The organism is Bradyrhizobium liaoningense (assembly GCF_018130955.1).
Taxonomy (GTDB): Bacteria; Pseudomonadota; Alphaproteobacteria; order Rhizobiales; family Xanthobacteraceae; genus Bradyrhizobium; species Bradyrhizobium liaoningense_C.
The window spans coordinates 51,890-74,280 of record NZ_JAFCJM010000014.1 but is presented as its reverse complement, the minus strand read 5'-3'; the positions used below and the strand labels follow the sequence as shown (position 1 = coordinate 74,280).

Sequence of the window (22,391 nt, the reverse complement as noted above, 5' to 3'; positions counted from 1 at the left end):
TTCCGGTTCGGCCCGAAATTCGTGTCAGGCTCCTCGATCCAGGTTATCCGATTGATGGAATTTCTGATTTGCGGAATATGTGGGTGACCGTTGATGCCGACCGCGGTCTCCCCTGCGCGCCTTTTCGAGGCAGAAGCAAAGCCCTTGGCGAGATACGCGCCGCGCGGATGCGGCTCAGTCCGTGGTTTGAAGTGTCCATCACCGTGATGGTGCGGGCAGCCGGAGTCGAACCGGCACAGCGCTTTCGCACCGAGGGATTTTAAGTCCCTTGCGTCTACCAATTCCGCCATGCCCGCTTGATCTAACGAGATCAAAGACTTAACGCGTTTTCCGGCCTGAGGAATTGGCTTTCTTGGACCGGAAAGGCGCTTCTTCCTTAAGCGAGGGCGCGCCGCAAGGCAAAGCCTCAATCCGGACACCTGGGCTTGCTTAGAGCATGATCCAAAAAGTGGGCACCGGTTTTTCGAAGAGATCATGCTCCAAGAATGACCTAAAGCGCGAAGCGCTTTAGGCATTCTCAATTCAAGGGGACTATCACTCCGGCATGTTTGTTTCGAATTCCCATCGCCTGCGCGCGTGCTGCGCAGTCTTCGTGCTGCTGGCCTCCGGCGCAGCGCTGTCCGGCTGCGCCAGCGTCGGCGACACGATCAGCCCGGCCTTCGCCGATCCCGGCAAATACGAGCTGTGGGACTGCAAGCAGCTCGAGGGCGAGCGCAAGACGCTGGCTACGCGAACGGCCGATTTGCAGAAGCTGATGGACAAGGCCCAGACCGGAGTCGGCGGGGCTGTCGTTTCCGAGATGGCCTATCGCAACGACTATGTGGCGGTGCAGGGGCAAAGGCATTTTGCCGAGGAGGCATGGCGCAAGAACCGATGCCGCGAATCTGTGCCGGGCGCTGCGACTGCGGGCGGGCCGCCCACGCCGCCCGTCATCGCGCCCGCCAGCGCGTCGCGGCCGCAGCCGGCATCGAAGTCAGGCAGCGCGGTTTACTAGAGCGTTTTCAAGCGAAGTGGATACCGGTTCGCGTCAAGAAAGCGCGTCAAACAAGATAAGGGCTTTAGCGCGCCTCAAAGTTTCCAGCCGTAGATCCAGTCCTGCCGCGCCAGCATGCGCTCCGGCCCCAGCGCGCGGATCGCGAGATCGCGCGCCAGCGCCAAGGGGCCGGTGAGGTGATAGATCTGGCCCTGCTGCCGCGCCGTGCGCTGAACCTGCCTCACGCGCGCGCGGCGGGCGCGGCCATATTGCTTTAGCGCGGCCGCGATCTCAGCGGCGCTCTCGGTCGCGTTGCCGGCAAGATGCTGCGCCAGCACGGCGGCATCCTCGATCGCCATGCCGGCGCCTTGCGCGGCAAAGGGCAGCATGGCGTGCACGGCATCGCCCAGCAGCGCGATCGAGCCCTTGCTCCATTCGCAGCCTTCGGGCACGCCGAACAGCGCCCATTTGCGCCAGCTATCGACCGCCGTGAGCATCATCCGCGCCGGGCCCGGCCAGCGTTGTGCGAGGAAGGCCTCCATCAGCTCGAAGGGGTCGCCGGGCGTGCTCCAGCCCGGCCTGTTCCAGGTCCCCGGCACGATGGCGACCACGTTGATCTGGCGACCGCCCGCGATGGGATAGGCGACCAGATGGGCGCCGGGGCCCATCCAGAGCTGGACCCGGCGGGAGGTGTATTCCTTCGGCAGTTGCCTGGCCTCGAACGTGCCGCGCCAGGCGATTAGGCCGGAGAATTGCGGCTGCACCTCGGGAAACAGATGTTGGCGCACCGTCGACCAGATACCGTCGGCGCCGATGAGCACGCTGGCGACGTCGTTCCGGCGGGAATTGCCGATGCGGTGGACCACGGTCAGCCCCCGGGCGTGGGCCGCCACGTCCTCGAAGGTCGCACCCAGCCGCAGCTCGATATCGGGATGGTCGGCAACCTGCGCTGCCAACGCGGCCTGGAGGTCGGCCCGGTGCACCACCCAATAGGGCGCGCCGGCCGCTAGCGCTGCGGCCTCTCCGAGCGGCAGGCGCAGCAATTCGCCGCCGGCCCGCGCGCTCATGATGCTGACCGCCTCGGGCGTCACGGCGCGTAAGCGCAGGCGCTCGGACAGTCCGAGCCCGACCAGGATGCGGCTGGCGTTGGGGGAGAGCTGCAGGCCGGCGCCGACTTCCTCCAGCCGCTCGGCCTTCTCCAGCACGACGACGCGAAAACCCTTGGCGGCGAGCGCCAGCGCCGCCGTCAATCCGCCGATACCGGCGCCTGCAATGAAGATCGTTCGGGAGACCGCCACCCGATGAGGATTATCAGACTATCTGGGCCGCGGTCAGGCGACCTTGTCCTTCACGACGCATTCCGGCGGACGGGCTTCGCCGGCCTTCAGGTCGGCCGCGAAGCGGTACAGCGTCGAGCAGTACGGGCAGATAATCTCGTTGTCGTTGCCGAGGTCCAGGAACACGTGCGGATGGTCGAACGGAGGATTGGCGCCCACGCACATGAACTCCTGCGAGCCGATCTCGATGACGGAAACCCCGGCATCGTTGTGGAAGTGCGGGACGACATGGTCGGACATCGGAACTCATCCTGGGGTGGCAAAGGGCGTCAGAACACAACCAACTGACGCGGCATCGTTCAAGAGGCCGCGGACCATACTGGCGGGTGCAGATGATTGCTAGTCCAGTGGAACCAAAAAGGCCCGCAACTGCCTCATGCTCATTTGCTCATGTAAATTCGACACTTTCTTGTCCTTCCGGAGAAGCCCTTCTTTCGTCGGGGACGTTGTGTCGCAAATTTGGCATACTATTTCTGTGGACGTGGGAGACCCCCGAGAGCGGACCGAATCGGCAGGCAGATGAGCAGGCGGACGTCCAGGTTTTGCGCATGAAGTGGCTGCGAATCAGCACGGCCGTGACCGGTCTGCTCGCCTGCACGTATATCCTCGTGCAGATTGCGCCGCATGCGCGCTACTCGGCCGCGATCCTCGCCGCGCAGGACGATCCGGCCGCGCTGTCGGAGCTGCGGCTCGATGCCCTCCTGACCGCTAACCCGTCGCTCGTTCCTGATAACATCGAGGCCGCGCTGGCCGCAGGCGACGCCGATCTTGCCAATTCTTTTGTCGAGCTCGCGCGCGAGCGCAACATCGCGCTGCCGGACAGTCTCTTAACCCGCGTGAACGACGCGGTCAGGGACGAAAATTCAACCACGCATTTCGCCAAGCGGTTTGCGACCGGTCTCGTCACCGGCAATGCGGACGATGTCGCGAGCCTCTCCGGTACCGTCGCCGGCGATCTCTTCGTGTTCGGCGACGTCAGGGACGTCGTGCGCGAGGGCAAGCACCTCGCGATGGGCGAGGAGACCGATCACCTCATCCTTGGGCTAGCGACCGCGGGGCTCGCGGTGACGGCCGCGACCTATATCTCCGTCGGCGGCGCCACGCCCGTGCGCGCAGGGCTGTCGCTGGTGAAGGATGCCCGCAAGGTCGGCCGTCTCGGTGAGGGGCTCGCGGCATGGGCCGGCCGCTCCGCGCGCGAGGTCGTCGACACGCCCGCGCTCCAGAAGGCGGTTGCCTCCGGCTCCGTGTTCCGGCCGGGCGAGAGCGTCAGCGCGATCAAGGCCGCGTTCCGCGCCGAGAAGGCCGGCGGGCTGGTGCGCCTCGGCAAGGACGTCACGCGCGTCGCCGAGAAGACCGGTACGCGCGGCGCGCTGGATACGCTGCGCATCGCCGACGGTCCGAAGGACGTCGCACGCGCCGCGCGACTTGCCGAAGCGCAGGGCGGCAAGACCCGCGCGATCATGAAGTTGCTCGGCCGCGGCGCGCTGCTGCTCGTGACAGGCGCCTTCAATTTCACGATGTGGCTGTTGGGCGCCGCCTTCACGCTGCTCGGCCTGTTGTCCTCGATCAAGGCGACCACGGAACGTCTCACCCAATCTTGGTGTGACCGCAGACGGAGGCGGCGGCAGCGCCAGGCGCAGGCCGACGCTGCCGAGACCGCTCTAGCGGGCGCGGCTGTCACGGCCTAAGATCGTCTTCTCCCCAACAGACGCGGAATGAATGATGCCGAGTTTCCACAACGGCGCCGTTGAAATTGCCTATCTGGACGAAGGCGAGGGCGACCCGATCCTGCTGCTGCACGGCTTTGCCTCGAGCAAGAACGTGAACTGGGTCTATCCGACCTGGGTCTCCGAGCTGCGCAAGAACGGCCGCCGCGTCATTGCGCTCGACAATCGCGGCCATGGCGAGTCGGCAAAGCTCTACGACCCCGCGCAATACTCCATCCCGATCATGGCCGGCGACGTGCTGGCACTGATGGACCATCTCGCGATCCCCCAGGCCGACATCATGGGCTATTCGATGGGCGGGCGGATGGCGGCCTGGCTCGGCCTCAACGAGCCGCATCGCCTGCGCTCGGCGATCCTCGGCGGCATCGGCATCGGCGGCCTGATCGAGGGCACCGGCCCCGGCGAGAAGGTGGCCGAGGCGCTGGAGGCGCCATCGCTCGACGACGTCACCGATCCCGTCGGGCGCACCTTCCGTGCCTTCGCCGATCAGACGCGCTCCGACCGCAAGGCGCTCGCCGCATGCCTGCGCGGCACCCGCGACCTCATGCGCAAGGAGGAGGCCGCGCGCATCGACGTGCCCGTGCTGATCGCGGTCGGCACCACCGACGAGGTTGCCGGCTCCGCGCATGCGCTCGGCGACATCATCCCGGGATCGGAAGTGCTGGACATCCCCAACCGCGATCACATGCGCGCGGTCGGCGACAAGGTCTACAAGGCCGGCGTGCTCGATTTCCTGTCACGCCGGCGATGACGGCTCGTCCGCGCCATCATCGTCGCCGGCGACATAGCGCGCCAGCGCCATCAGCACGACGAAGGTCGCAAGCCACGCCATCCGCGCGCCGTACCGGTCATGCGGTCCCGAGATCACGCCGCAGATGAAGGCGTTGCCGAGCAGCGCCAGCGACACCGTGGCCGCAAGCAGCGTCAGATCGTCGAGCCGGCGGCGCGAGGCCGCATGTCCGAGCAGCGCGACCAGCGCCAGCATCGAGGCGAGCGCGACCGGGACGTGCAGCCAGTTGACGTAGGCGAAATCGACGCCCCAGTGCTGCTGGCGCGCCGCGCGCATCGGCGCGACCTGCGAGGGGATATAGCGCTCGATGATGCCGTAGGTGTGCGGGATCCAGCCATTGGTGCCTTCGCCGGTCGCCGCATGCAGCAATTGCTGGCCCACCGCCGTCAGCGCCGCCTGCGCCTGCCAGGCCGGATAGTCGGCGAGCGAATGCACGACGATGTAGCTCATCTCGTCGTTCATGCCGTCGAACCGGCCGAGCGTGTTGAACATGCTGTTGCCCCACAGGAATTCGTCGGCGGTCGCGGGAAGCGCGTTGCGATAGGGGCAGAGCTTGAATTTTTCGCGCGGGCAATGGTCGCTGAGGAAACGTGCGACGATGCCGTCCTGCATCATGCGGCCGAAGGCGACGCCGTAGCCGCCGGGTGTCCAGGCCCAGTTGCCTGACAGCGCGTGGTTCGTCGCAAGCAGCATCAGGCCGCCGGCAACGATCGTCAGGCTGCCCTGCACCAGGCCTGCGACCGGGATGCGCCGGCGCAGAATCGGCCACGTCATCCAGCCGATTGCGCAAAGCCCGAGCAGCACGCCGAGTGTCGCGCTGTGGGTTGCTGCGGCAAAGGCAGTGAAGGCGAACAGCGAGAGTTTTTCCGTGGTCGAAATCCGCTTGCCGCCGACGACGAGCAGGAACAGCGCCAGCACCGACAGCCCTGCGAAGATATCGGTCAGCAGCATGCTGGCGAGCCAGGGCAGCGCGGTCGATACGGTGAGGATGAGGCTGATCGCGACGAAGCGGGATGTCTGCATCAGGCCGAGCACGCGCAGCGTGAGCTGCAACAGCCACAGCGTCGCCAGCGACTGGATCGCGAGGTTGATCCAGAAGCCAAAACTCTCGCCCATATGCAGATAGAGACCGAACACCGTGGACCGGCTCGGCACCAGATAGCCCTCGTACCAGCGCGCCAGGTAGCCGCCGGTATCCCATTGAAGCAGGGGGTAGCCGTTCCAGAACGCCGGCGCGATCAAGAGGAGGGGCAGTGCGATGACCGCCAGGCCCAGCCAGGCAGAGCCGGTGGCGCGGCTGCGCAGGATTTCGGTGGTGATGCTCAAATCCTCTCCGTCGCGTCGCGACCATGACCGAAATAGCGCTTACGACGGAATTCACCAATAGTTTGACGCTGCCCGGCTTGAATTTGGCAAAACCCTGACCACCTTGAACCCACCATGTCGCGCGTGGGGTGGCGTAAGAAAGTCTTTTGATTCAACGCGTTGATGGGGGTTCGGAAGGCAAGGGGATGTTCACTCTCAGGCAAGCCTTCACGGACGCAAGCGCTTAAGCTGTGCTATACGTCAAACAAGACGAGCAGAATTCGAGAGAGCAGCCAGAGAGAACCCAAATGGCAGTGCATCAGGTCAATCCGGGAGGAAAGCTCGCCGCGCTCGATCCGATCTGGGATCGGATCCGGGGCGAGGCGGAAGACATCGTCCACCGCGAGCCCGAGCTTGCGAGCTTCATCTATTCGAGCGTGCTGCATCACAGCCGGCTGGAAGATGCCGTGGTGCATCGGATCGCCGAGCGGCTCGACCATGCCGCGCTGTCGGGCGACCTCGTGCGCCAGACCTATGACGAGGCGCTGCGCGACGATCCCGATCTCGGCAACGCCTTCCGCGCCGATCTCGTCGCCGTCTACGACCGCGATCCCGCGACCTCGCGCTTCATCGATCCCTTGCTCTACTTCAAGGGTTTTCATGCCATCCAAACCCACCGCCTCGCGCACTGGCTCTACCTGAAGGGCCGCAAGGATTTTGCCTACTATCTGCAGAGCCGCGCCTCCGCGGTGTTCCAGACCGACATCAATCCGGCCGCAAAAATCGGCCGCGGCATCTTCCTGGATCATGCGACCGGCTTTGTCGTCGGCGAGACGGCCGTGATCGAAGACGACGTCTCGATCCTGCACGGCGTCACGCTCGGCGGCACCGGCAAGGAGAACGAGGACCGCCATCCGAAAATCCGCCGCGGCGTGATGATTGGGGCGGGCGCAAAGATCCTCGGCAATATCGAGGTCGGCCATTGTGCGCGCATCGCGGCGGGCTCCGTCGTGGTCAAGCCCGTGCCGCACAACGTCACGGTTGCTGGCGTTCCCGCAAAGATTGTTGGCGAGGCCGGCTGCGCCGAGCCCTCGCGCACCATGGACCAGATGATCAACGCCATGGGACTTTGAGATGGGGCTCTGACGGGCCGTCTGCCTTGAAAGGGGCCGGGTTCTCCGGCCCCCCATCGTCCCCAACATTCTTTGCGAATTCATGCTGGCGGTTCCTCGCGTCTCGTCCTAAAACCCCCGCCCAACAGATTTCGATTGGAGACTTGCCGTGGACGTCAAAGAAGTGAGGAAGCTCGACGCGTATCTGAAGCGCGTGTTTGGCAACCCCAAGATTCGCGTCGTGCCGCGGCCGAAGAAGGACGACTCCGCCGAGGTCTATATCGGCGAGGAGTTTATCGGCGTGCTCTTCGTCGACGATGAGGACGACGACCGCTCCTTCCAGTTCCAGATGGCGATCCTCGAAGACGACCTCGTCGACCAGGAGTAGCGTGGCGGCTTGTCCGCTCCCTACGCCCCGATCGCCGCCAGCATGTCGGGGACCATGACGAACTTTTCGCGTGGCTTGCCCAGCGCGGCACCTCTGCGTTTCTCGGCCGCATCGATTGCGGCCCAATCGCCGTAGCTCACGAGGTGGGGGACGCGGTTGCTGATCCGTGTCAGCAGCGCGTCGGGGTCACCAGCGGGCGGCCTCCGGCGCGTGTGCAGGTCGGCGATGACAGCCTCGGCCGTGGCGATGCCGCAGCCACGGTTGGTGCCGATCGTTCCGCTCGGGCCGCGCTTGCTCCATCCGCAGGCATAGAGGCCGTCGACGACGGAATGGCCGTTCGCGACGCGCCCTTCGATGTTGGCATGCACGCCGCGATGCTCGTCATAGGGAACGCCGGCGAGCGGCGACGTCCGGCGGCCAATGCTGCTGAACACCAGGCCGCAAGGGATGTCCTGAACGGCGCCCGACTCTGACGTGAACGACATTGCCTCGACGCAGCCTCGTCCTTGAATCGCAAGCGGCGACAGGCCGAAGCGAAAGTGGCAGCGGCGCGGCTTCGTCGCGGCGTGTCGCGAGAACGCGCCGAGCAGCGCCAGCTTCTCGGCCAGCTCCGGATCATTTGGGTTGTCCCGGTCGGGTTCGTCCGGCGGCAATCCTTCGCCGATCGAGGCGTCGCACGCGCGCAAGTCGAGAAAGTCGCGCAATTCCTTGGCGCTGAACTTGGCCTGTGCAGGCTGGCCGCGTCCGACCACGTGGATTTCGCGAATGCGGCTTTCGGCCAAAACCTCGAGCGCATGGTTGGCGATGTCCGTTTGCCGCAGCTCGTCGGCCGTCTTCGCGAGAATGCGGGCGACGTCGAGCGCGACATTGCCATGGCCGACGATAACAGCGGCCTCGTGGCCGAGATCGAAGCGGAGCTCGCGACAATCGGGATGGCCATTGTACCAGGCGACGAAGTCGCCGGCGTGATGGCTCCCCGGCAGGGATTGCCCGGGGATGTCGAGCGAGCGGCTGACGTCGGCGCCGGTGGCGAGGACGACGGCGTCATAGCTGTGCCTGAGCTCGTCGACCGTCACGTCGCGTCCGACCGCGACGTTGCCTACGAAACGAAAACGCGGCGCCGTCGCAATCCGGTCGAAGGTCACCGTCACCTGCTTGAGTTTGGGATGGTCGGGCGCGACGCCGAACCGCACCAGCCCGAAGGGAACGGGAAGCCGCTCGAACATGTCGACCGCGACAGTCGCGCCCGAGCGAAACAGTGCTTCGGTCACGTAGAAGCCGCTCGGCCCGCTGCCGACCACAGCGACACGAAAATCGCTCGCGACGCGATCCGGGCCGGTCATCGTCCCAGCGCCTGTCTTCGTTCGTCGGCACCCGGCAGCGGCGGCAGGCGGGCGCTGATGACGGGCGTCTCGGCCGCGCGCTTGCGGTTGACGTCGATCCAGAACTTCTTGTCCGCGGCCAGCCGATAATCGGGCTCGATCGCGCCGACGGGGCAGGCCGGCGCGCAGCCGCCGCAATCGATGCAGTTCTCCGGATCGATATAGGTCATCGTCGCGTCGAGGTGGAAGCATTCCACCGGGCAGACGGTGACGCATTCGGTGAAGCGACAGCCGCGGCAGTTGTCGGTGACCACATATGTCATCGCGGAATCCAGGTAATTGATGCCAAGACGACGGATGCCTGTTGCATCCGTCGCGGCGTGCTGCTGATGCCGATCACGCCCGGCCGACCTGGACGAGGATGTCGGAGAATGTCGGGGCACGGCCGAGATCGGCGAAGGCGGGTGGCGTCAGCACATGCACGGTCGCGCCCTTGCGGTTGGAGCGTTGCCAGTAGCCGGACGGTGCCACCACGACTCCGGGCATGACGTCCGGCGAAACGGTCGCGTAGGCCTCGAACGAGCCGCGATCGTTGAACACGCGAATGGGTGCGCCGGCCACGATGCCACGCTCTCCCGCATCGTCCGGGTTCATGATCACGGCCTGCTCCTCGCCGGCCTGCGCGGTTTGTGCGGGCAGGTTGCCGTAGTTGGAATTCAGGAAGGCATGGCTCTTCGGCGAGATCAGGCTGAGCGGATAGCGTGTCGCAAGGCTAGGCGCCGTCCGCGCATTCTCGTTCGGCGGAATGTAGTGGGGCAGGGGATCGACCGGCCTGCCATCCTGGTCGCCATTGTAGCCCTGCCGGAATAGCGGCACGACGAAGTTTCCGCCGGAGGCGATCGTCGACTTGAATTCGCACTTGCCCGATGCTGTCGGAAAATTGCCTTCGCGATGCGGCGCCCAGTCGTCGGGCGCGGGCATGTTGAGGCGCGCATAACCACTGGCCTTGACGCCGTCGAGGGTGATGCCCTCGAGCACCGGGCTGCTCCAATCCAGCGACGCCTCGATGATCTCGTCATCGGTGCGGAAGAAGGCGGGGTCCGTCATTCCCATCGCCTTCGCGAGGCGGCGGAACAGCTCCGTGTTGGAGACCGCTTCGCCGAGCGGCGCGATCGCCTGGTTGTTGTAGGACAGATAGAGATGTCCCCAGGAGAACATGATGTCCTTCTGCTCCAGCTGCGTGGTCGCGGGCAGGACGATGTCGGCGTATTTCGCGGTGTCGGTCAGGAAGTGCTCGCTGACGACGGTGAAGAGATCCTCGCGTTCGAGCCCTTTTTCGAGCTTGCCCTGTTCGGTCACCATCGCCATCGGGTTGGCGTTGTAGACGAACAGGGCCTTGATCGGCGGGTCGAAGCCGAGTTCTCCGGTCAGCGCGGGGCCGAGCCGCCAGGAGTTGAGCACGCGCATGGTCTCGGGCTGAAGGTCGGGGCGCATCAAGACGTCCCACCGGACCGGGAATGCCCAGATCGGAAGCTGCAGCAAGCCGCCGCCGACATGCTTCCAGGCGCCGATCAATCCGGGAAGGCAGGCGATCGCCCGCACGGTCTGGCCGCCGCCGGCGTGCCGCTCCACGGCGACGCCGATCCGCACCACGGCCGGCGGCGTCGTGGCATATTCCCGCGCCAGTGTGAGGATGTCCTCGACGGGAATGCCGGTCTCCTGCGACGCGAATTCAGGCGTGTAAGCCTGCGACCGCTCGGCCAGCTCGTCGTATCCGACGGTGTATTTGTCGACATAGTCGCGATCGACCAGGTTCTCCCTGATGATGACGTGGATCATGGCGAGCGCCAGCGCCGCGTCGGTGCCGGGCCGGATCGGAATGTGCCAGTCGGCGAGGCGCGCGGTGCGCGTCCGCACGGGGTCGATCACCACGAGCTTGGCGCCTGCCTTCTTGGCCTGCTCGATGAACGGCCAGTGATGCGAGTTCGTGCTCAGCGTGTTGCAGGCCCACAGGATGATGTATTTCGAATGCACGAAGCTCTCGGGATCGACTCCTGGCGTGTGTCCGATCGTCATCATGTAGGCCGTGCACGACGCGGAGTCGCAGAACGTCCGTTCGAGAACTGTTGCGCCGAGCTTGTTGAAGAGGGGATCGCCGACGTTCAGCCCGTTGATGATGCCCTGGGTGCCCAGATAGCTGTAGGGCAGGATCGCCTGCGCACCGTATTCGCTGATGATCGCCTTCCAGCGCGAGGCGATCGTGTCGATCGCCTCGTCCCAGGAAATCCGTTGAAACTGCCTTGAGCCCTTCGGGCCGACCCGCTTGAGCGGATGCAGGATGCGCTTGTCGCTGTAGACGCGCTCCTCATAATTGTTGACCTTCACGCAAAGCCGCCCACGCGTGAACGGGTGATCGGGATTGCCGCGGACGGCGATCGCTTTGCCATCCTCGACGGTGGTCAGGATCGAGCAGGTGTCGGGGCAATCGTGGGGGCACGCGCCGATGACCGTGGTCCGGACCATGGATCCTCCGCTTCTGATTCAAGGCTGTCAGGAGCATGCGGCGGCCGGCTGGGCGCTGGCTTTTCAAAACGTGCTGTCTTCTTTTCCCGGACTGCTCTCAGCGAGTGGACGCCCCGGTGGATCTCTGGCATGATCCTTGCCGGCCTTCGCAATACCGTTACCCACACATCGTTATCTGGAGAGATTCACGATGGGTATGCTTGGCAACTCTGTCGATAAATATGTTACCGGCAGAATGCTTCAGACGTCCAACGACCGGCAATGGTCGGACCTTCTCGCGGAGCGCTGGAGTCATGAGCCCGGCGAGCTGCCTTCGCAATTGCCGCGCGACACCGAGATCGCGATCCTCTTGCGCGGCAGCTCGGTCGTCGACCGGGTAGGAGCGGGCATGCGCCAGCGCACCTTCGGCAGAAAGGGCACGGTGTGGCTATGCCCCGCCGGCATCCGCGAAGATTTCATCTGCGTCGAAAACCAGATGCAGGAAGTTCTGCATCTCTTTCTTCCCGGCAAGCCGTTCGACGACACCATGCTCAGGGATCTCGACATCGACCCGTCGGGCATCTCGATCCGTTACGAAAGCATCGATCAGGATCTCTTCATCGAGCACGTCGCGAACCGGATCCTGCAGGAACTTGCCCAGGAATCCTCCACCGGCCGGCTCCTGATCGAAAGCCTGGGGCGGGCCTTGTCGGCCCATCTGGTGCACAGCTACTCGGCCACTTCGGTGCGGCTGAAGCAGACTGACGCGACGCACAAGCCGCTCGATGCCAAACGGCTGTCGCGCGTGACTGATTTCATCGAGGCGTCGGTCGAGCGTGAGTTCACCGTCAAGGATCTGGCGTCGGTGGCGTGCATGAGCCCGGCGCATTTCTCGCGCAGCTTCAAGGCCGCGACCGGCAAGGCGCCGCACGAATATGTCAGCAGCCAGCGTCTCGATCTCGCGAAGCGGCTGTTGACCGGCAGCGATCGATTGCTGGTCGACATCGCCTATGCCACGGGATTTTCGTCACAGGCCAATTTCAACCGCGCCTTCCGCAAGGCCGTGGGAACGACGCCGAGCGCGTATCGCGCGCGGAAGCTTCGCGACTAGGGGAGCGTCGAGGAGACGCTACCGGGCGTTCCCGCGGAGCATTCCGCCCGAGCTTGGCGCGTCCTCTCGTCATCGAGACCGAAGAGGCGTCATCGCGGACTCGCCATCGACGCCGCCACCGCTCGAAGCTCTCTGACGAATTCAGCGATCGCCGGATTGCGCCTTTCGCCGCTGCGAAAAGCTACGAATATCCGCCGTGTGATGATCGGCCTGATCTCTTTCAGGCGCAAAGTGCCGATATAGTCGCGGCCGCGTAGCCCCGGATTGATCGAGACCGAGCAGCCCGCCTCGACCATGGCGCGGACCACCTCAAAACTATGGCAGCGCGCATTGATGATGGGATCGAATCCGGCGTCGCGACACGCGCCGACGATCACGTCCGAATAGGTGGCGGACGTCGTGTCGAGAGCCCATCGTTCCGTCGCCAACTCCGGCAAAGTGAGATGAGGCCGCTCGGCCAGCGGGTGATCGCGCGGCAGCAGGACGTGGAGGTGGTCGTCCAGGAGATGCAGCATCTCGACCTGCGTCTCCGACAGGCTTGCCGAAGTGGTGAGGTCGTCGACGATCGCGACATCCGTCTGCCAGGCGCGTAGAGCGGCCAGGCTGTCGTCAGGCTCCAGTTCCTCGAAGATCGCCACCAGATCGGGGAAGCGCGCTGCCATCGCCCGGATCGTTGGCGGGATGAGAGATGCGGCGACAGAAGGAAATGCCGAGACCCGCAACTCGCCGGCGACGGTTTTCTTCAGCTCTGCGAGATCGGTCTTCGCTTCCTCCAGAATGCCGATGACACGCCCGGCATGATCGACGAGCCGTTGTCCCGCCGGCGTGAGCCGCACGCCGCGGCCCCTGCGTTCCACCAGTTCAATCCCGGTCTCGTCCTCGAGCTGCGCGATTTGCTGCGAAACGGCCGATGGCGAGATCAACAGGGCTTCGGCCACCGCTGCCATTGTTTTTCGCAGCGAAAGCTCACGAAGGGTGCGGAGTCGGGCGAAATCCATAAGTCAGTCCCTACACCTGCTTAGAAGACAATCATGCATATTCTCTAATGTATATCGCAAATTTAATTAAGTAGACTGGAATTGTTTTGCGCTTGTAGCCTTGATCCCCGGAGCTGTGGAGTAGCGGCGACCACAAACGGAGAGGGGTTCTCAGATGGCTCGTTCGAAATTTCTGGTCGCTGCGCTTGCCGCAGCATCGCTGTGGGCGTCCGGCGCCTTCGCGACCGTGCTCGACAACGTCAAGCAGCGCGGCGTCCTGAACTGCGGCACCGACAACACGGCTCCCGGGTTCGGCTACCTCAATACCAAGACCGGCAAGATCGAAGGACTCGATGCCGATTTCTGCCGTGCCATGGCGGCGGCCGTTCTCGGCGACGCCGGCAAGGTCAACTTCGTCGTCGTCACCGACAAGAGCCGTTTCAATGCCTTGCAGACCGGGCAGGTCGACGTCGTCTTCGCACACACCACCGTCAAGCCGGTGCGCGAATCCGCTGTAGGCGTCGATTTCCTGCCGATCAATTTCTACGACGGCACCGGCATGATGGTGAAGGCGGCCTCCGGAGTGAAGTCCGCCGCTGAATTGGACGGCGCGACGATCTGCACGACGCAGGGCTCCGGCACCGAAGCCACGCTCGCCAGCTTCGTCCGCGCGCGCGGTTTCAAGACCACCAAGGTTCTCACCTTCGAGAATCTCGAGAAGCTGTTTGGTGCGCTGCAGAGCGATCGCTGCAACGCGATGTCGACCGACAAGTCTGCGCTTGCAGCCTGGCGCGGCAACTCGGCCAAGCCGGACGATTTTTCGATCCTGCCCGAGACCCTCAACAAGTCGCCGTTTGCGGGCTTCGTCATCGCCAATGATTCCAAATGGCGCAACCTCCTGCGATGGGCGACTTTTGCCCTGTTCCAGGCGGAGGAGTGGGGCATCACGTCGGCCAACCTCGCCGACAGGATGAAGGACGAAAGCGCCTTCGTGCAGAAATTCCTCGGCGTGAAGGATGGTTTTGGCAAGGACTTTGGCGTGTCCGACGATTTCGTCGCCAGCATGATCAAATCAGTCGGCAACTACGGCGAGATCTACGACCGCAATCTCGGTCCCAAGACGCCCTATTTCATCGATCGTGCCGGCACCCCCAACGCGATGTGGACCAAGGGCGGCGCCGAGTATTCGCCGCCCTGGAACTGAGCCACATGGTCGAGGGCGAGCCGGCTGGCTCGCCCGAACGCGAGAGGCGGATCGTGACCACAGAGATCGCCGAGTATCACACCATCCCGTCGGCACGTCGCCGCCTGCTGATCGCGTCCAAATGGCTCTTGCAGGCAGCGATCGTGATCGTGGTGGCTGCACTGGTCATCTGGCTCGGCCTTGCCGTCCGTGAGGCATTGGCCCGCAAGGGCATCCACTTTTCGTTCGGCTATCTCGGCAATGTCGCGAATTTCAGTCTCAGCGAAGGGCTCGTCCCTTCGCGCGAGGGCATCTGGCCGGTTCTGGAGCCGTTCTCTCCCTCCCACAGCAATCTCCAGGCGCTCTTCGCGGGCCTGTGGAATTCACTAAAGGTCGCGCTGTCGGCGATCGTCCTCTGCACCATCTTCGGGACGCTGGTCGGCATTGGCCGGCTCTCGACCAACTGGCTGGTGCGTAACCTCTGCTTTGGGCTGGTCGAAGCCGTGCGCAACACGCCGCTGCTGATCCAGATCGTGTTCTGGTATTTTGCCGTGGTCCTGCGTTTCCCTCCGGCCAGTGCTGCTTCCAACTGGTTCGGCAGCCTCCTCGTCAGCCGTTCGGGCGTCTACTTGCCTGGCCTCGTGATCTCCGAGAGTGCCGGCTTTGCGTCCTGGGGATTGCTCGCCATCGCCGCCGCATCAGCCGTCGCCTGCCTGGTCCTGCGCGGGCCGCGACGCCGGCTGATCCTTCTGGCCGTGACGACCGCGGCCCTGATCGCAACCGCTCTCGTCGGTTTTCCCCTCGGCTTCGACCTGCCGGTCGCTACAAGGTTCGGCGCGCGCGGAGGTTTTGCCCTGTCGCCGGAAATGACGGCGCTGCTGCTCGCCATCGTCGTCAACAGCTCGGCCTATGTCGCCGAGATCGTCCGCGGCGCGATCGAAGCGCTGCCGAAAGGGCAATGGGAGGCGTCTGCCTCGCTCGGGCTGTCGCGTTCGCACACGCTGCGCGACATCATCCTTCCCCAGGTTTTCCGCATCGTCCTGCCGTCGCTCGCCAACCGATACATCAGCCTGACCAAGGACACCTCGCTCGGGATCGCAATTGGCTTTCCGGACCTGTTCAACGTCTACGGCACCGTCTCGAACCAGACCGGACGAAACCTCGAAGGCGTCGTGATCGTCATGCTGACCTACCTCGCGCTGAGCTGGATCATCAGCGCCTGCGTCAACGCGCTCAACGCGCGCGTGAACGGACGGGGGGCACGATGAGCACAGTCGCGCTGCGGTGGCTGCATCGCAATCTCTTTGCAAAACCGTTCGACACCGCACTTTCGCTTGTCGTCATCCCCGTGTTGGCCTGGGCGGTTTATGCCTTCGCACACTGGATCCTGGTCGACGCGCATTGGGAGGTCGTCGGCGGCAGTCTCAAGGTGCTGATGACCGGCATATACCCCGCCGATCAGCTCTGGCGGGCATGGTTCTCAGTCGCGACGTTGTGCGCGATGTTCGGCGCGGGCCTTGGCCTCTCGGTTCGCCCGGGACGCGCCGCGTTGGCGGTCGCAGCAATGGTCGCAGCCGCGATCGCGGGGACGATCGCTGCCGCCGTCGGCGTGTCAGCCAGCCTGCTCACGATCGCCAGTGCTGCGCTTGGCGTCGTTGCATGGGTAGCTGTCCATCATTCGAAGTGTGACCAGCGCGTCGTCTTGGCCGGACTTCTCGCAGGCGTGGTCGCCATCTTCGTCGTGCTCTCGCCACCGGGCTTCGAGGTCTGGGGCGGTCTCTTGCTCAGCGTTGTCCTGACGATCGCGGTCTCGATCCTGACCTTGCCGTTCGGGATATTGCTCGCGCTCGGCCGGCAAAGCCGCATCGCGAGCGTGCGCGTGATTTCGACCGCCTATATCGAGACGATGCGGTCGGTCCCGCTCATCCTCGTCGTCTACTGGATCTGGATCATCGTGCCGCTGCTGTCGCCGGATACGTCCGTGCCAAGCCTGCTGCGCGGCATGGCCGGTTATGCGCTCTTCTTCGCGGCCTATGTCGCCGAATATGTCCGCAGTGGACTTCAGGCGGTTCCGAAGGGCCAGATCGAGGCGGCGCGTTCGCTCGCCATGAACAGCTGGACGCTCAATGTCGACATCGTGCTGCCGCAGGCGCTGCGCGTTGTCGTTCCGTCGCTGGTCGGACAGGTCCTCGACATCTTCAACGGCGCAACGCTGGTCTTCATCATCGGCCTGACCGACTTCCTGCGCGCCGGACAAATGATTCTCGCCGATCCGCAGAACAGCGGCCGGACCTACGAGATCTACGTCTTTCTCTTCGCCGTCTATCTCGCCATCGGCGGGGCCATCACTTACGCCTCGCGCCGACTAGAAGCCCATCTCGCAAGGGGATCGCGATGAACGCCATCCAGATTCCGGAAGTCACGACGTCGCCCAACGTCATCGTCAGCATCAGCAGGCTCAACAAGTCCTTCGGTGCGTTCCATGTCCTGAAGGACATCGATCTCGATGTCGGCCGCGGCGAGGTCGTGGTCATCATCGGCGCCAGCGGATCGGGAAAGTCGACCTTGATCCGTTGTGTCAACGGTCTGGAGATGTATCAGAGCGGCCGCCTCACGGTGGACGGCTTCAACATGCCGACGGAGGCCGATCGTGAGATCGGCGGCGAGAAGGAACTGGCCAGGATCCGCAAGGGCGTCGGCATGGTCTTCCAGCAGTTCAATCTCTTCCCGCATATGAGCGCGATCGACAACGTCGCGATTGCGCCGATCCGCGTTCGTGGTCGGAAGCCCGACGAAGCGAAGGCGACGGCGTTGCGGCTGCTCGACAGGGTCGGGCTGCGTGACCACGCCCACAAGCTTCCGGCTCAGCTCTCCGGCGGTCAGCAACAACGCGTCGCAATCGCGCGCTCGCTGGCGATGGAGCCACACATCATGCTGTTCGACGAGCCGACCTCGGCGCTCGACCCCGAGATGGTCGGCGAAGTCCTAGACGTCATGCGTGAGCTCGCGCGCGAAGGCATGACGATGATGATCGTGACCCACGAAATGGGCTTTGCCCGCGAGGTCGCCGACCGCGTCGTCTACATCGATCACGGCCGCATCTTGGAGATCGGTACGCCGGCGGAGATTTTTGACCGGCCGACGCATGAGCGAACCAAAACCTTTCTCTCGCGCGTGCTCCGTCACTGACGAAGCCGTCGCCTCCAACGCAGTATTCCGATCACCAAGAAAAAGGATGACACATGTCACTTTCGACGGGCGCCGTTCAGCCCCATTCGACCGCCGCCAACTGGCACAGCTTCTTCGGGGCCGATGCTCGTCAGGTCGGCGCTGACGTCGTTGCGCTGATCGACCAGGACCGCAAGCGGGAGGCGCTGTCCCTCAACATGATCGCGTCTGCGTCCTATGCGCCGCTCGGCCTGCGACAGATCGAGGGAACCCATCTCGTCAACCGAGCGCCGATGGGGCTGCCTGGCCGTCGCAGCGTTGCCAATTGCGAAGAGCTCGATGCGATCGAGAATCTCGCGATCGATCGCGCCAAGGCGATCTTCGGCGCCGAATACGTCAACGTCCAGGCGCTGTCGTCGACCATCGCCAATGTCGCCGTCCTTCGTGCGATCCTGCCGGCCGAGGGCGCGCGGTTGCTCACCTTCGACGAACTCGCCGGCGGCCATGTCAGCCACGGCGCCATGCGCCATATCACGGGCGCGAACCGCGAGGTCGTGTCCTTCGGCGTTACCAGTACCGGCGCGGTCGATCTCGATCAGGCTCGCGACCTCGCGCGCAAGGTGAAGCCGCACGCCTTGCTTGCCGGTCCGTCATCCTATCCGCGTGAGATCGACTTCGCCGGATTGAAGACCATCGCCGATGAAGTCGGCGCGCTGGTCTTCACCGACATTGCGCATGTCGCGGGGCTGATCGCTGTGGGCCTCCATGCCAATCCGGTTCCGTACTCCGACGTGTCCACGAGCTCGACGCAGAAAACCTTGTGCGGACCGCGCAACGGCGCGTTTGTCTTCGCCAAGGCGCGTTTTGGCGCCGCCATCGACGCCGCCGTCTATCCCGGCCTGCAGGGCCCGGCAGCCTCGAACATGATCGCGGCGCGGGCCGTGCAGATGGAAATGATCACCCGCCCGGCCTTCGCGCAGCTGATGCGCGACGTGGTCGCAAATGCCAAGGCCTTCGGCGCGGGTTTGGAGGAGGGCGGGATCGAGCTCTACACGGGCGGCACGGACTCGCACATGATCATGGCCTATACCGGCGAAGGCTGGACGCAGCCGCAACTGGTGGCGGGGCTGGGCGCCCACGGCGTGATCGGCAATGCGATGCGCGCACCGGGTGTGTCAGGCGAACCGCGGACCGCGTTCCGGTTCGGCAGCATCGCCCTGACGATCCGCGGCTTCGATACGGCCGACGCAAGGACGCTTGGTCGCGAGGTCGCGGCGATCCTGCGCTCCGGCCCGACCGCTCCGGTCGATCCGGCGCGGCTTCGCAGGCTGAAGGACCTCGCCATCGCCCATCCCATTCCGTCCTTTGTCGATTGATACCAGAGCCACGCATCATGAACTGCCACTACGACGTCGCTGCGGTCCGCAGCCAATTCCCTGTGACCGAGCGCTTGCTCTATCTCGACTCTGCGCATCAGACGCCGCTTGCGACAAGCGTTCGCGAGGCGCTGCTCGGCTTCTATCGTGAAGGCCATGAAATGGCGGGCCCAAAACCCGTCTGGCTCGAGCGGGTCGAGCAGGTTCGCGCCCGCGTGGCGAAGCTTCTCAACGCCGCGCCGGACGAGATCGCCTTCACCAAGAACACCTCTGAGGGCATGAACATCGCCGCAAATGCCTTGCCGTTGATGGCGGGAGACAACGTGCTCCTCGTCGAAGGCGACCATCCCAACAACGCCTATGCGTTCCTCAATCTGCGACGCAAGGGCGTCGAGGTGCGCTTCGTGCCGATGACGGGCGAAACGGCACGCGCCGAGATGTTCGCGCCCCATATCGATGCCCGAACGCGCGCGATCTCGCTCTCGCATGTGACCTTCCACGCCGGGCACCGTTTCGACATCGACGGCATCGGGGCGCTCTGCGCCGAGAGGCGGCTCTATTTCGTCATCGACGCGATGCAGTCGACCGGTGTCATCCCGCTGGATGTCCGGACGAGCGGTGCAAGCCTGATCGGCTTCGGCTGCCACAAGGGACTGCTGGTGCCGCAGGGGCTTGGCATCCTCTATTGCCGACAGGGGCTCGACGAATTGCAGCCGGCCTATCTCGCGATGTCGAGCCTGGCCTATCCGCCGGGCGACTACATCGCGCGCGCCGACAACATGGCGCTGAAGGCGGGCGCGGGGCGGTTTGAGATCGGCAATTTCAACCTGCCGGACATCCATGCCCTGGACGCGTCGCTCACGCTGATCGAGAGCGTCGGCCTGGCCGCCATCGAGGCGCACCTCTACGATCTCGGCGATCGCCTGATCGAGCGGATCGACGATCTCGGCATCCGCCTCGTGGGACCGCGCGCCCGCGCCGATCGCTCGCCGCACATCTACGTGCTGGATCTGCCGGCGGAGGAGTGGGCCGATTATCTCGCGAGCCGGCAGGTGCGCGTGTCACCGGAGCGGGACGGCATCCGTGTGTCCTTCGGCTTGTTCAATACGGCCGATGACGTCGACCGGTTCGCGCGGGTGATTGCCGAGCGCGGGACGTTGCCGGTACGGGCCGGGGCAGCGGCCTGATCCATCAGGCGATTTTCGGAAAGACGCGCGATTTAGCCGGCGTCGCCGGCTACTTTGCATGGGGTTGTTTTCGCAGCTTTTGGTTCCGCTCAGCTTTTCGGCCCTCGCAACTGCGCCGTCAGCTTCTCCATCGCGTCCGCCACCTCGCGCCAATTGCCGAGCCAGCTTCGCGGAAAGCGGAAGGTGAGGTCGGCGCCGCCGATGCGGCGCTCGGAAAGGCACATCCCGGGTGTCGCCGCATCGCGCGTGCAGCGCGCGTTCAGCGGCGGGCTTGCGGCGGAGAACAGGTCCTCGCTGCCATAGGGCGTCTCGGTGCGGAATTTGCGCAGCGTCAGCCCGTCATCCGCTGAGCCCGGCGCGCGATCGAGATAGCGCGGATAGATGGTGGCAACGCGCGCTTCCGGCGCCAGCGCATCGTGATGCGCCGAGATCGAGAGGAAGATGCGGTCGATCGGCTGCATCGTCGCATCAACGCTTTCGGCCGTGACGTGCTTCGGCGCGCCCGGTGCTTCGAGCGAGGGATAGAGGAAGTCGAGGTCGATGCGCTCCTGCGGCCCGGAGTGACGCTGGATCTTCATCCTGATCGCCGCGGTCGGCACGTTGAACAGCGTGTTGCCGACGCTGACCGGCAGTTTTTCCGGCGCGCTGGCCCCGACCACCGTGCCCCAGGTCGGCCACAACAGATAGGCGACCAGCGCAAGCGCGGCCGCCGCAAAGGCGCCGCCCACCGCGATCGGCAGCATGTGCGTCCGGGCGCGGCCGTTGCGGGGGGAGGTTGCCGAGAACACCGTCATCGCTGAGCTGGAAAATGCGCCTTGTCCGGGAAGTCGGCCGCTGGCCGACGAATCAGGGGCGAATATGCCATGGGGCGGCCCATTCGCGGAGCATTCCGGGCATGCGGCGTGGGTGGCCGCTGGGCCGCTCCGCGTTAACCTTTCCTTAAGGATAATCTGGCGCGGAGCCGTACTTTTTGTCACAGGTGGGCGCGTCGCGTTGCGTATTGGCGGAACCCTTCTGATGTCACCTGAGGCGTTGAATTCCCTGTTCTCGATCTGCATCGGGTTCGCGCTTGCGGGGGCGCTGGTCAGCGGATTCCAGGTTTTTGCGACGCGGCCCGCCGGCTTCGGGCTGTTGCAGCAGGGCGTGGCGCCGAAGACGTTTGCCGCCGTGCCGTTCCTGGTGTTCGCGGCGCCCTTCATCATCATGCGCAACACGCTGCGCGGTGCGCGGCTGGAGAACCGCCGCTTCGAATTCGTGATGATGGCCACCATCATCGCGGGCTTCTGGAGCATGATGAGCGGCACCTTCTTCCTGATGACGCTGCGCGCGACGGGCGTGCTGGGCTGACAGGGCGCTTTGCCCTTTGCTATAGGTCTTCTGACAGGAGACCTTGATGGCGATCTACGAACTCGACGGGCAGGCGCCCGATCTTCCAGCCGACGGAAATTACTTCATCGCGGAAACCGCAACCGTGATCGGCCGCGTGCGCCTGAAGCCGGGCGCCAGCGTCTGGTTCGGCGCGGTGCTGCGCGGCGACAATGAGTGGATCGAAATCGGCGAAAGCTCTAACGTCCAGGACGGATCGACCTGCCACACCGATCTCGGCTTTCCGCTCGTCATCGGCAAGAGCTGCACCGTCGGCCACAACGTCATCCTGCACGGCTGTACGCTGGAGGACGGCGCGCTGGTCGGCATGGGCTCGATCGTGATGAACGGCGCGCGGATTGGCCGCAACAGCATCGTCGGCGCAGGCTCGGTCATCACCGAAGGCAAGGAATTTCCCGAGCGCTCCCTCATCATCGGCTCGCCGGCGCGCGTGATCCGCACGCTCGATGATACGCAGGTCCAGAAGATGGGCAGTGCCGCGCGCTTCTATGTCGCCAACGGCCCGCGCTTCACGAAGGGATTGAAGCGGATCGGATGAGGCCTTGCC

Annotated in this window: 22 protein-coding genes and 1 tRNA gene; 14 read left to right on the top strand and 9 right to left on the bottom strand. The window is 64.6% G+C overall.

What is annotated here, in order from left to right:
* Window positions 1–207 precede the first annotated feature (207 nt).
* Window positions 208–296 (bottom strand) — tRNA-Leu (locus JQ632_RS14365).
* A 248-nt stretch (window positions 297–544) separates the two neighbouring features.
* Here JQ632_RS14365 and JQ632_RS14360 point away from each other — a divergent pair.
* Entirely contained in the window at window positions 545–994 is a 450-nt protein-coding gene (locus tag JQ632_RS14360; RefSeq protein WP_212402983.1) for a twin-arginine translocation pathway signal, read from the top strand.
* Window positions 995–1,068: 74 nt separating this feature from the next.
* On the opposite strand, the gene JQ632_RS14355 is transcribed toward JQ632_RS14360, so the two are convergent.
* Together JQ632_RS14355 and JQ632_RS14350 are read right to left on the bottom strand one after the other, a co-directional pair.
* Complete coding sequence (locus tag JQ632_RS14355) at window positions 1,069–2,271, bottom strand: FAD-dependent monooxygenase (protein ID WP_212402982.1); 1,203 nt, start codon at window positions 2,269–2,271, stop codon at window positions 1,069–1,071.
* Between the two features lie 33 nt (window positions 2,272–2,304).
* Complete coding sequence (locus JQ632_RS14350) at window positions 2,305–2,550, bottom strand: zinc-finger domain-containing protein (RefSeq protein ID WP_212402981.1); 246 nt, start codon at window positions 2,548–2,550, stop codon at window positions 2,305–2,307.
* Window positions 2,551–2,858: 308 nt separating this feature from the next.
* Between JQ632_RS14350 and JQ632_RS14345 the strand changes: the two genes are divergently transcribed.
* Both JQ632_RS14345 and JQ632_RS14340 read left to right on the top strand, forming a co-directional pair.
* On the top strand, window positions 2,859–3,998 hold the full coding sequence (locus JQ632_RS14345; protein WP_212402980.1) for a hypothetical protein: 1,140 nt from the start codon (window positions 2,859–2,861) through the stop codon (window positions 3,996–3,998).
* Between the two features lie 34 nt (window positions 3,999–4,032).
* Window positions 4,033–4,788 carry an alpha/beta fold hydrolase gene (locus JQ632_RS14340; protein ID WP_212403182.1) on the top strand — a complete coding sequence of 252 codons (756 nt, stop codon included), beginning with the start codon at window positions 4,033–4,035 and terminating at the stop codon, window positions 4,786–4,788.
* Here the strand turns inward: JQ632_RS14340 and JQ632_RS14335 are convergent.
* A complete protein-coding gene (locus tag JQ632_RS14335) occupies window positions 4,774–6,153 on the bottom strand; it encodes a hypothetical protein (RefSeq protein ID WP_212402979.1) in 1,380 nt (459 codons plus the stop codon). The genes JQ632_RS14340 and JQ632_RS14335 overlap by 15 nt on opposite strands.
* 287 nt (window positions 6,154–6,440) lie before the next feature.
* Between JQ632_RS14335 and cysE the strand changes: the two genes are divergently transcribed.
* Together cysE and JQ632_RS14325 are read left to right on the top strand one after the other, a co-directional pair.
* A complete protein-coding gene (cysE, locus tag JQ632_RS14330; protein ID WP_212402978.1) occupies window positions 6,441–7,265 on the top strand; it encodes a serine O-acetyltransferase in 825 nt (274 codons plus the stop codon).
* Between the two features lie 148 nt (window positions 7,266–7,413).
* Window positions 7,414–7,632, top strand: a complete 219-nt coding sequence (locus JQ632_RS14325; RefSeq protein ID WP_007602550.1) for a DUF3126 family protein — start codon at window positions 7,414–7,416, stop codon at window positions 7,630–7,632.
* A 20-nt stretch (window positions 7,633–7,652) separates the two neighbouring features.
* Here the strand turns inward: JQ632_RS14325 and JQ632_RS14320 are convergent, their stop codons facing one another.
* From JQ632_RS14320 to JQ632_RS14310, 3 genes are all read right to left on the bottom strand, one after another.
* Entirely contained in the window at window positions 7,653–8,975 is a 1,323-nt protein-coding gene (locus JQ632_RS14320) for an FAD-dependent oxidoreductase (RefSeq protein WP_212402977.1), read from the bottom strand.
* Window positions 8,972–9,277, bottom strand: a complete 306-nt coding sequence (locus tag JQ632_RS14315) for a ferredoxin family protein (protein ID WP_212402976.1) — start codon at window positions 9,275–9,277, stop codon at window positions 8,972–8,974. The genes JQ632_RS14320 and JQ632_RS14315 overlap by 4 nt, the downstream gene beginning before the upstream one ends.
* A gap of 73 nt (window positions 9,278–9,350) precedes the next feature.
* Window positions 9,351–11,477, bottom strand: a complete 2,127-nt coding sequence (locus JQ632_RS14310; protein ID WP_212402975.1) for a molybdopterin-dependent oxidoreductase — start codon at window positions 11,475–11,477, stop codon at window positions 9,351–9,353.
* A gap of 235 nt (window positions 11,478–11,712) precedes the next feature.
* Here JQ632_RS14310 and JQ632_RS14305 point away from each other — a divergent pair, with 235 nt between their 5' ends.
* Window positions 11,713–12,567: a helix-turn-helix domain-containing protein gene (locus JQ632_RS14305; RefSeq protein ID WP_212402974.1), complete on the top strand. Its 855-nt coding sequence runs from the start codon at window positions 11,713–11,715 to the stop codon at window positions 12,565–12,567.
* 89 nt (window positions 12,568–12,656) lie between these two features.
* Here the strand turns inward: JQ632_RS14305 and JQ632_RS14300 are convergent, their stop codons facing one another.
* Window positions 12,657–13,565: a LysR family transcriptional regulator gene (locus JQ632_RS14300; RefSeq protein ID WP_212402973.1), complete on the bottom strand. Its 909-nt coding sequence runs from the start codon at window positions 13,563–13,565 to the stop codon at window positions 12,657–12,659.
* A 154-nt stretch (window positions 13,566–13,719) separates the two neighbouring features.
* Here JQ632_RS14300 and JQ632_RS14295 point away from each other — a divergent pair, with 154 nt between their 5' ends.
* The 6 genes from JQ632_RS14295 to JQ632_RS14270 are packed head-to-tail and all read left to right on the top strand — an operon-like array spanning window position 13,720 to window position 20,458.
* Window positions 13,720–14,748 carry a transporter substrate-binding domain-containing protein gene (locus JQ632_RS14295; protein WP_212402972.1) on the top strand — a complete coding sequence of 343 codons (1,029 nt, stop codon included), beginning with the start codon at window positions 13,720–13,722 and terminating at the stop codon, window positions 14,746–14,748.
* 53 nt (window positions 14,749–14,801) lie between these two features.
* Window positions 14,802–15,995 carry an ABC transporter permease subunit gene (locus tag JQ632_RS14290; protein ID WP_212402971.1) on the top strand — a complete coding sequence of 398 codons (1,194 nt, stop codon included), beginning with the start codon at window positions 14,802–14,804 and terminating at the stop codon, window positions 15,993–15,995.
* On the top strand, window positions 15,992–17,125 hold the full coding sequence (locus tag JQ632_RS14285) for an amino acid ABC transporter permease (RefSeq protein ID WP_212402970.1): 1,134 nt from the start codon (window positions 15,992–15,994) through the stop codon (window positions 17,123–17,125). The genes JQ632_RS14290 and JQ632_RS14285 overlap by 4 nt, the downstream gene beginning before the upstream one ends.
* The gene (locus JQ632_RS14280) at window positions 17,122–17,916 is read left to right on the top strand and encodes an amino acid ABC transporter ATP-binding protein (protein ID WP_249151955.1); all 795 of its coding nucleotides are present in this window, start codon (window positions 17,122–17,124) and stop codon (window positions 17,914–17,916) included. Before JQ632_RS14285 ends, JQ632_RS14280 begins: the two co-directional genes overlap by 4 nt.
* A 53-nt stretch (window positions 17,917–17,969) precedes the next feature.
* On the top strand, window positions 17,970–19,271 hold the full coding sequence (gene glyA / locus JQ632_RS14275) for a serine hydroxymethyltransferase (protein ID WP_212402969.1): 1,302 nt from the start codon (window positions 17,970–17,972) through the stop codon (window positions 19,269–19,271).
* Between the two features lie 17 nt (window positions 19,272–19,288).
* Window positions 19,289–20,458, top strand: coding sequence for an aminotransferase class V-fold PLP-dependent enzyme (locus JQ632_RS14270; RefSeq protein ID WP_212402968.1), 1,170 nt, complete (start codon window positions 19,289–19,291; stop codon window positions 20,456–20,458).
* A gap of 89 nt (window positions 20,459–20,547) precedes the next feature.
* On the opposite strand, the gene JQ632_RS14265 is transcribed toward JQ632_RS14270, so the two are convergent.
* On the bottom strand, window positions 20,548–21,252 hold the full coding sequence (locus JQ632_RS14265; protein WP_212402967.1) for a hypothetical protein: 705 nt from the start codon (window positions 21,250–21,252) through the stop codon (window positions 20,548–20,550).
* 223 nt (window positions 21,253–21,475) lie between these two features.
* Here JQ632_RS14265 and JQ632_RS14260 point away from each other — a divergent pair, with 223 nt between their 5' ends.
* Window positions 21,476–21,805: a DUF6949 family protein gene (locus tag JQ632_RS14260; RefSeq protein WP_212402966.1), complete on the top strand. Its 330-nt coding sequence runs from the start codon at window positions 21,476–21,478 to the stop codon at window positions 21,803–21,805.
* Window positions 21,806–21,851: 46 nt separating this feature from the next.
* Window positions 21,852–22,382 (top strand): gamma carbonic anhydrase family protein, encoded by a 531-nt coding sequence (locus JQ632_RS14255; protein ID WP_212402965.1) that lies wholly within the window; start codon window positions 21,852–21,854, stop codon window positions 22,380–22,382.
* The last annotated feature ends 9 nt before the right edge of the window (window positions 22,383–22,391 follow it).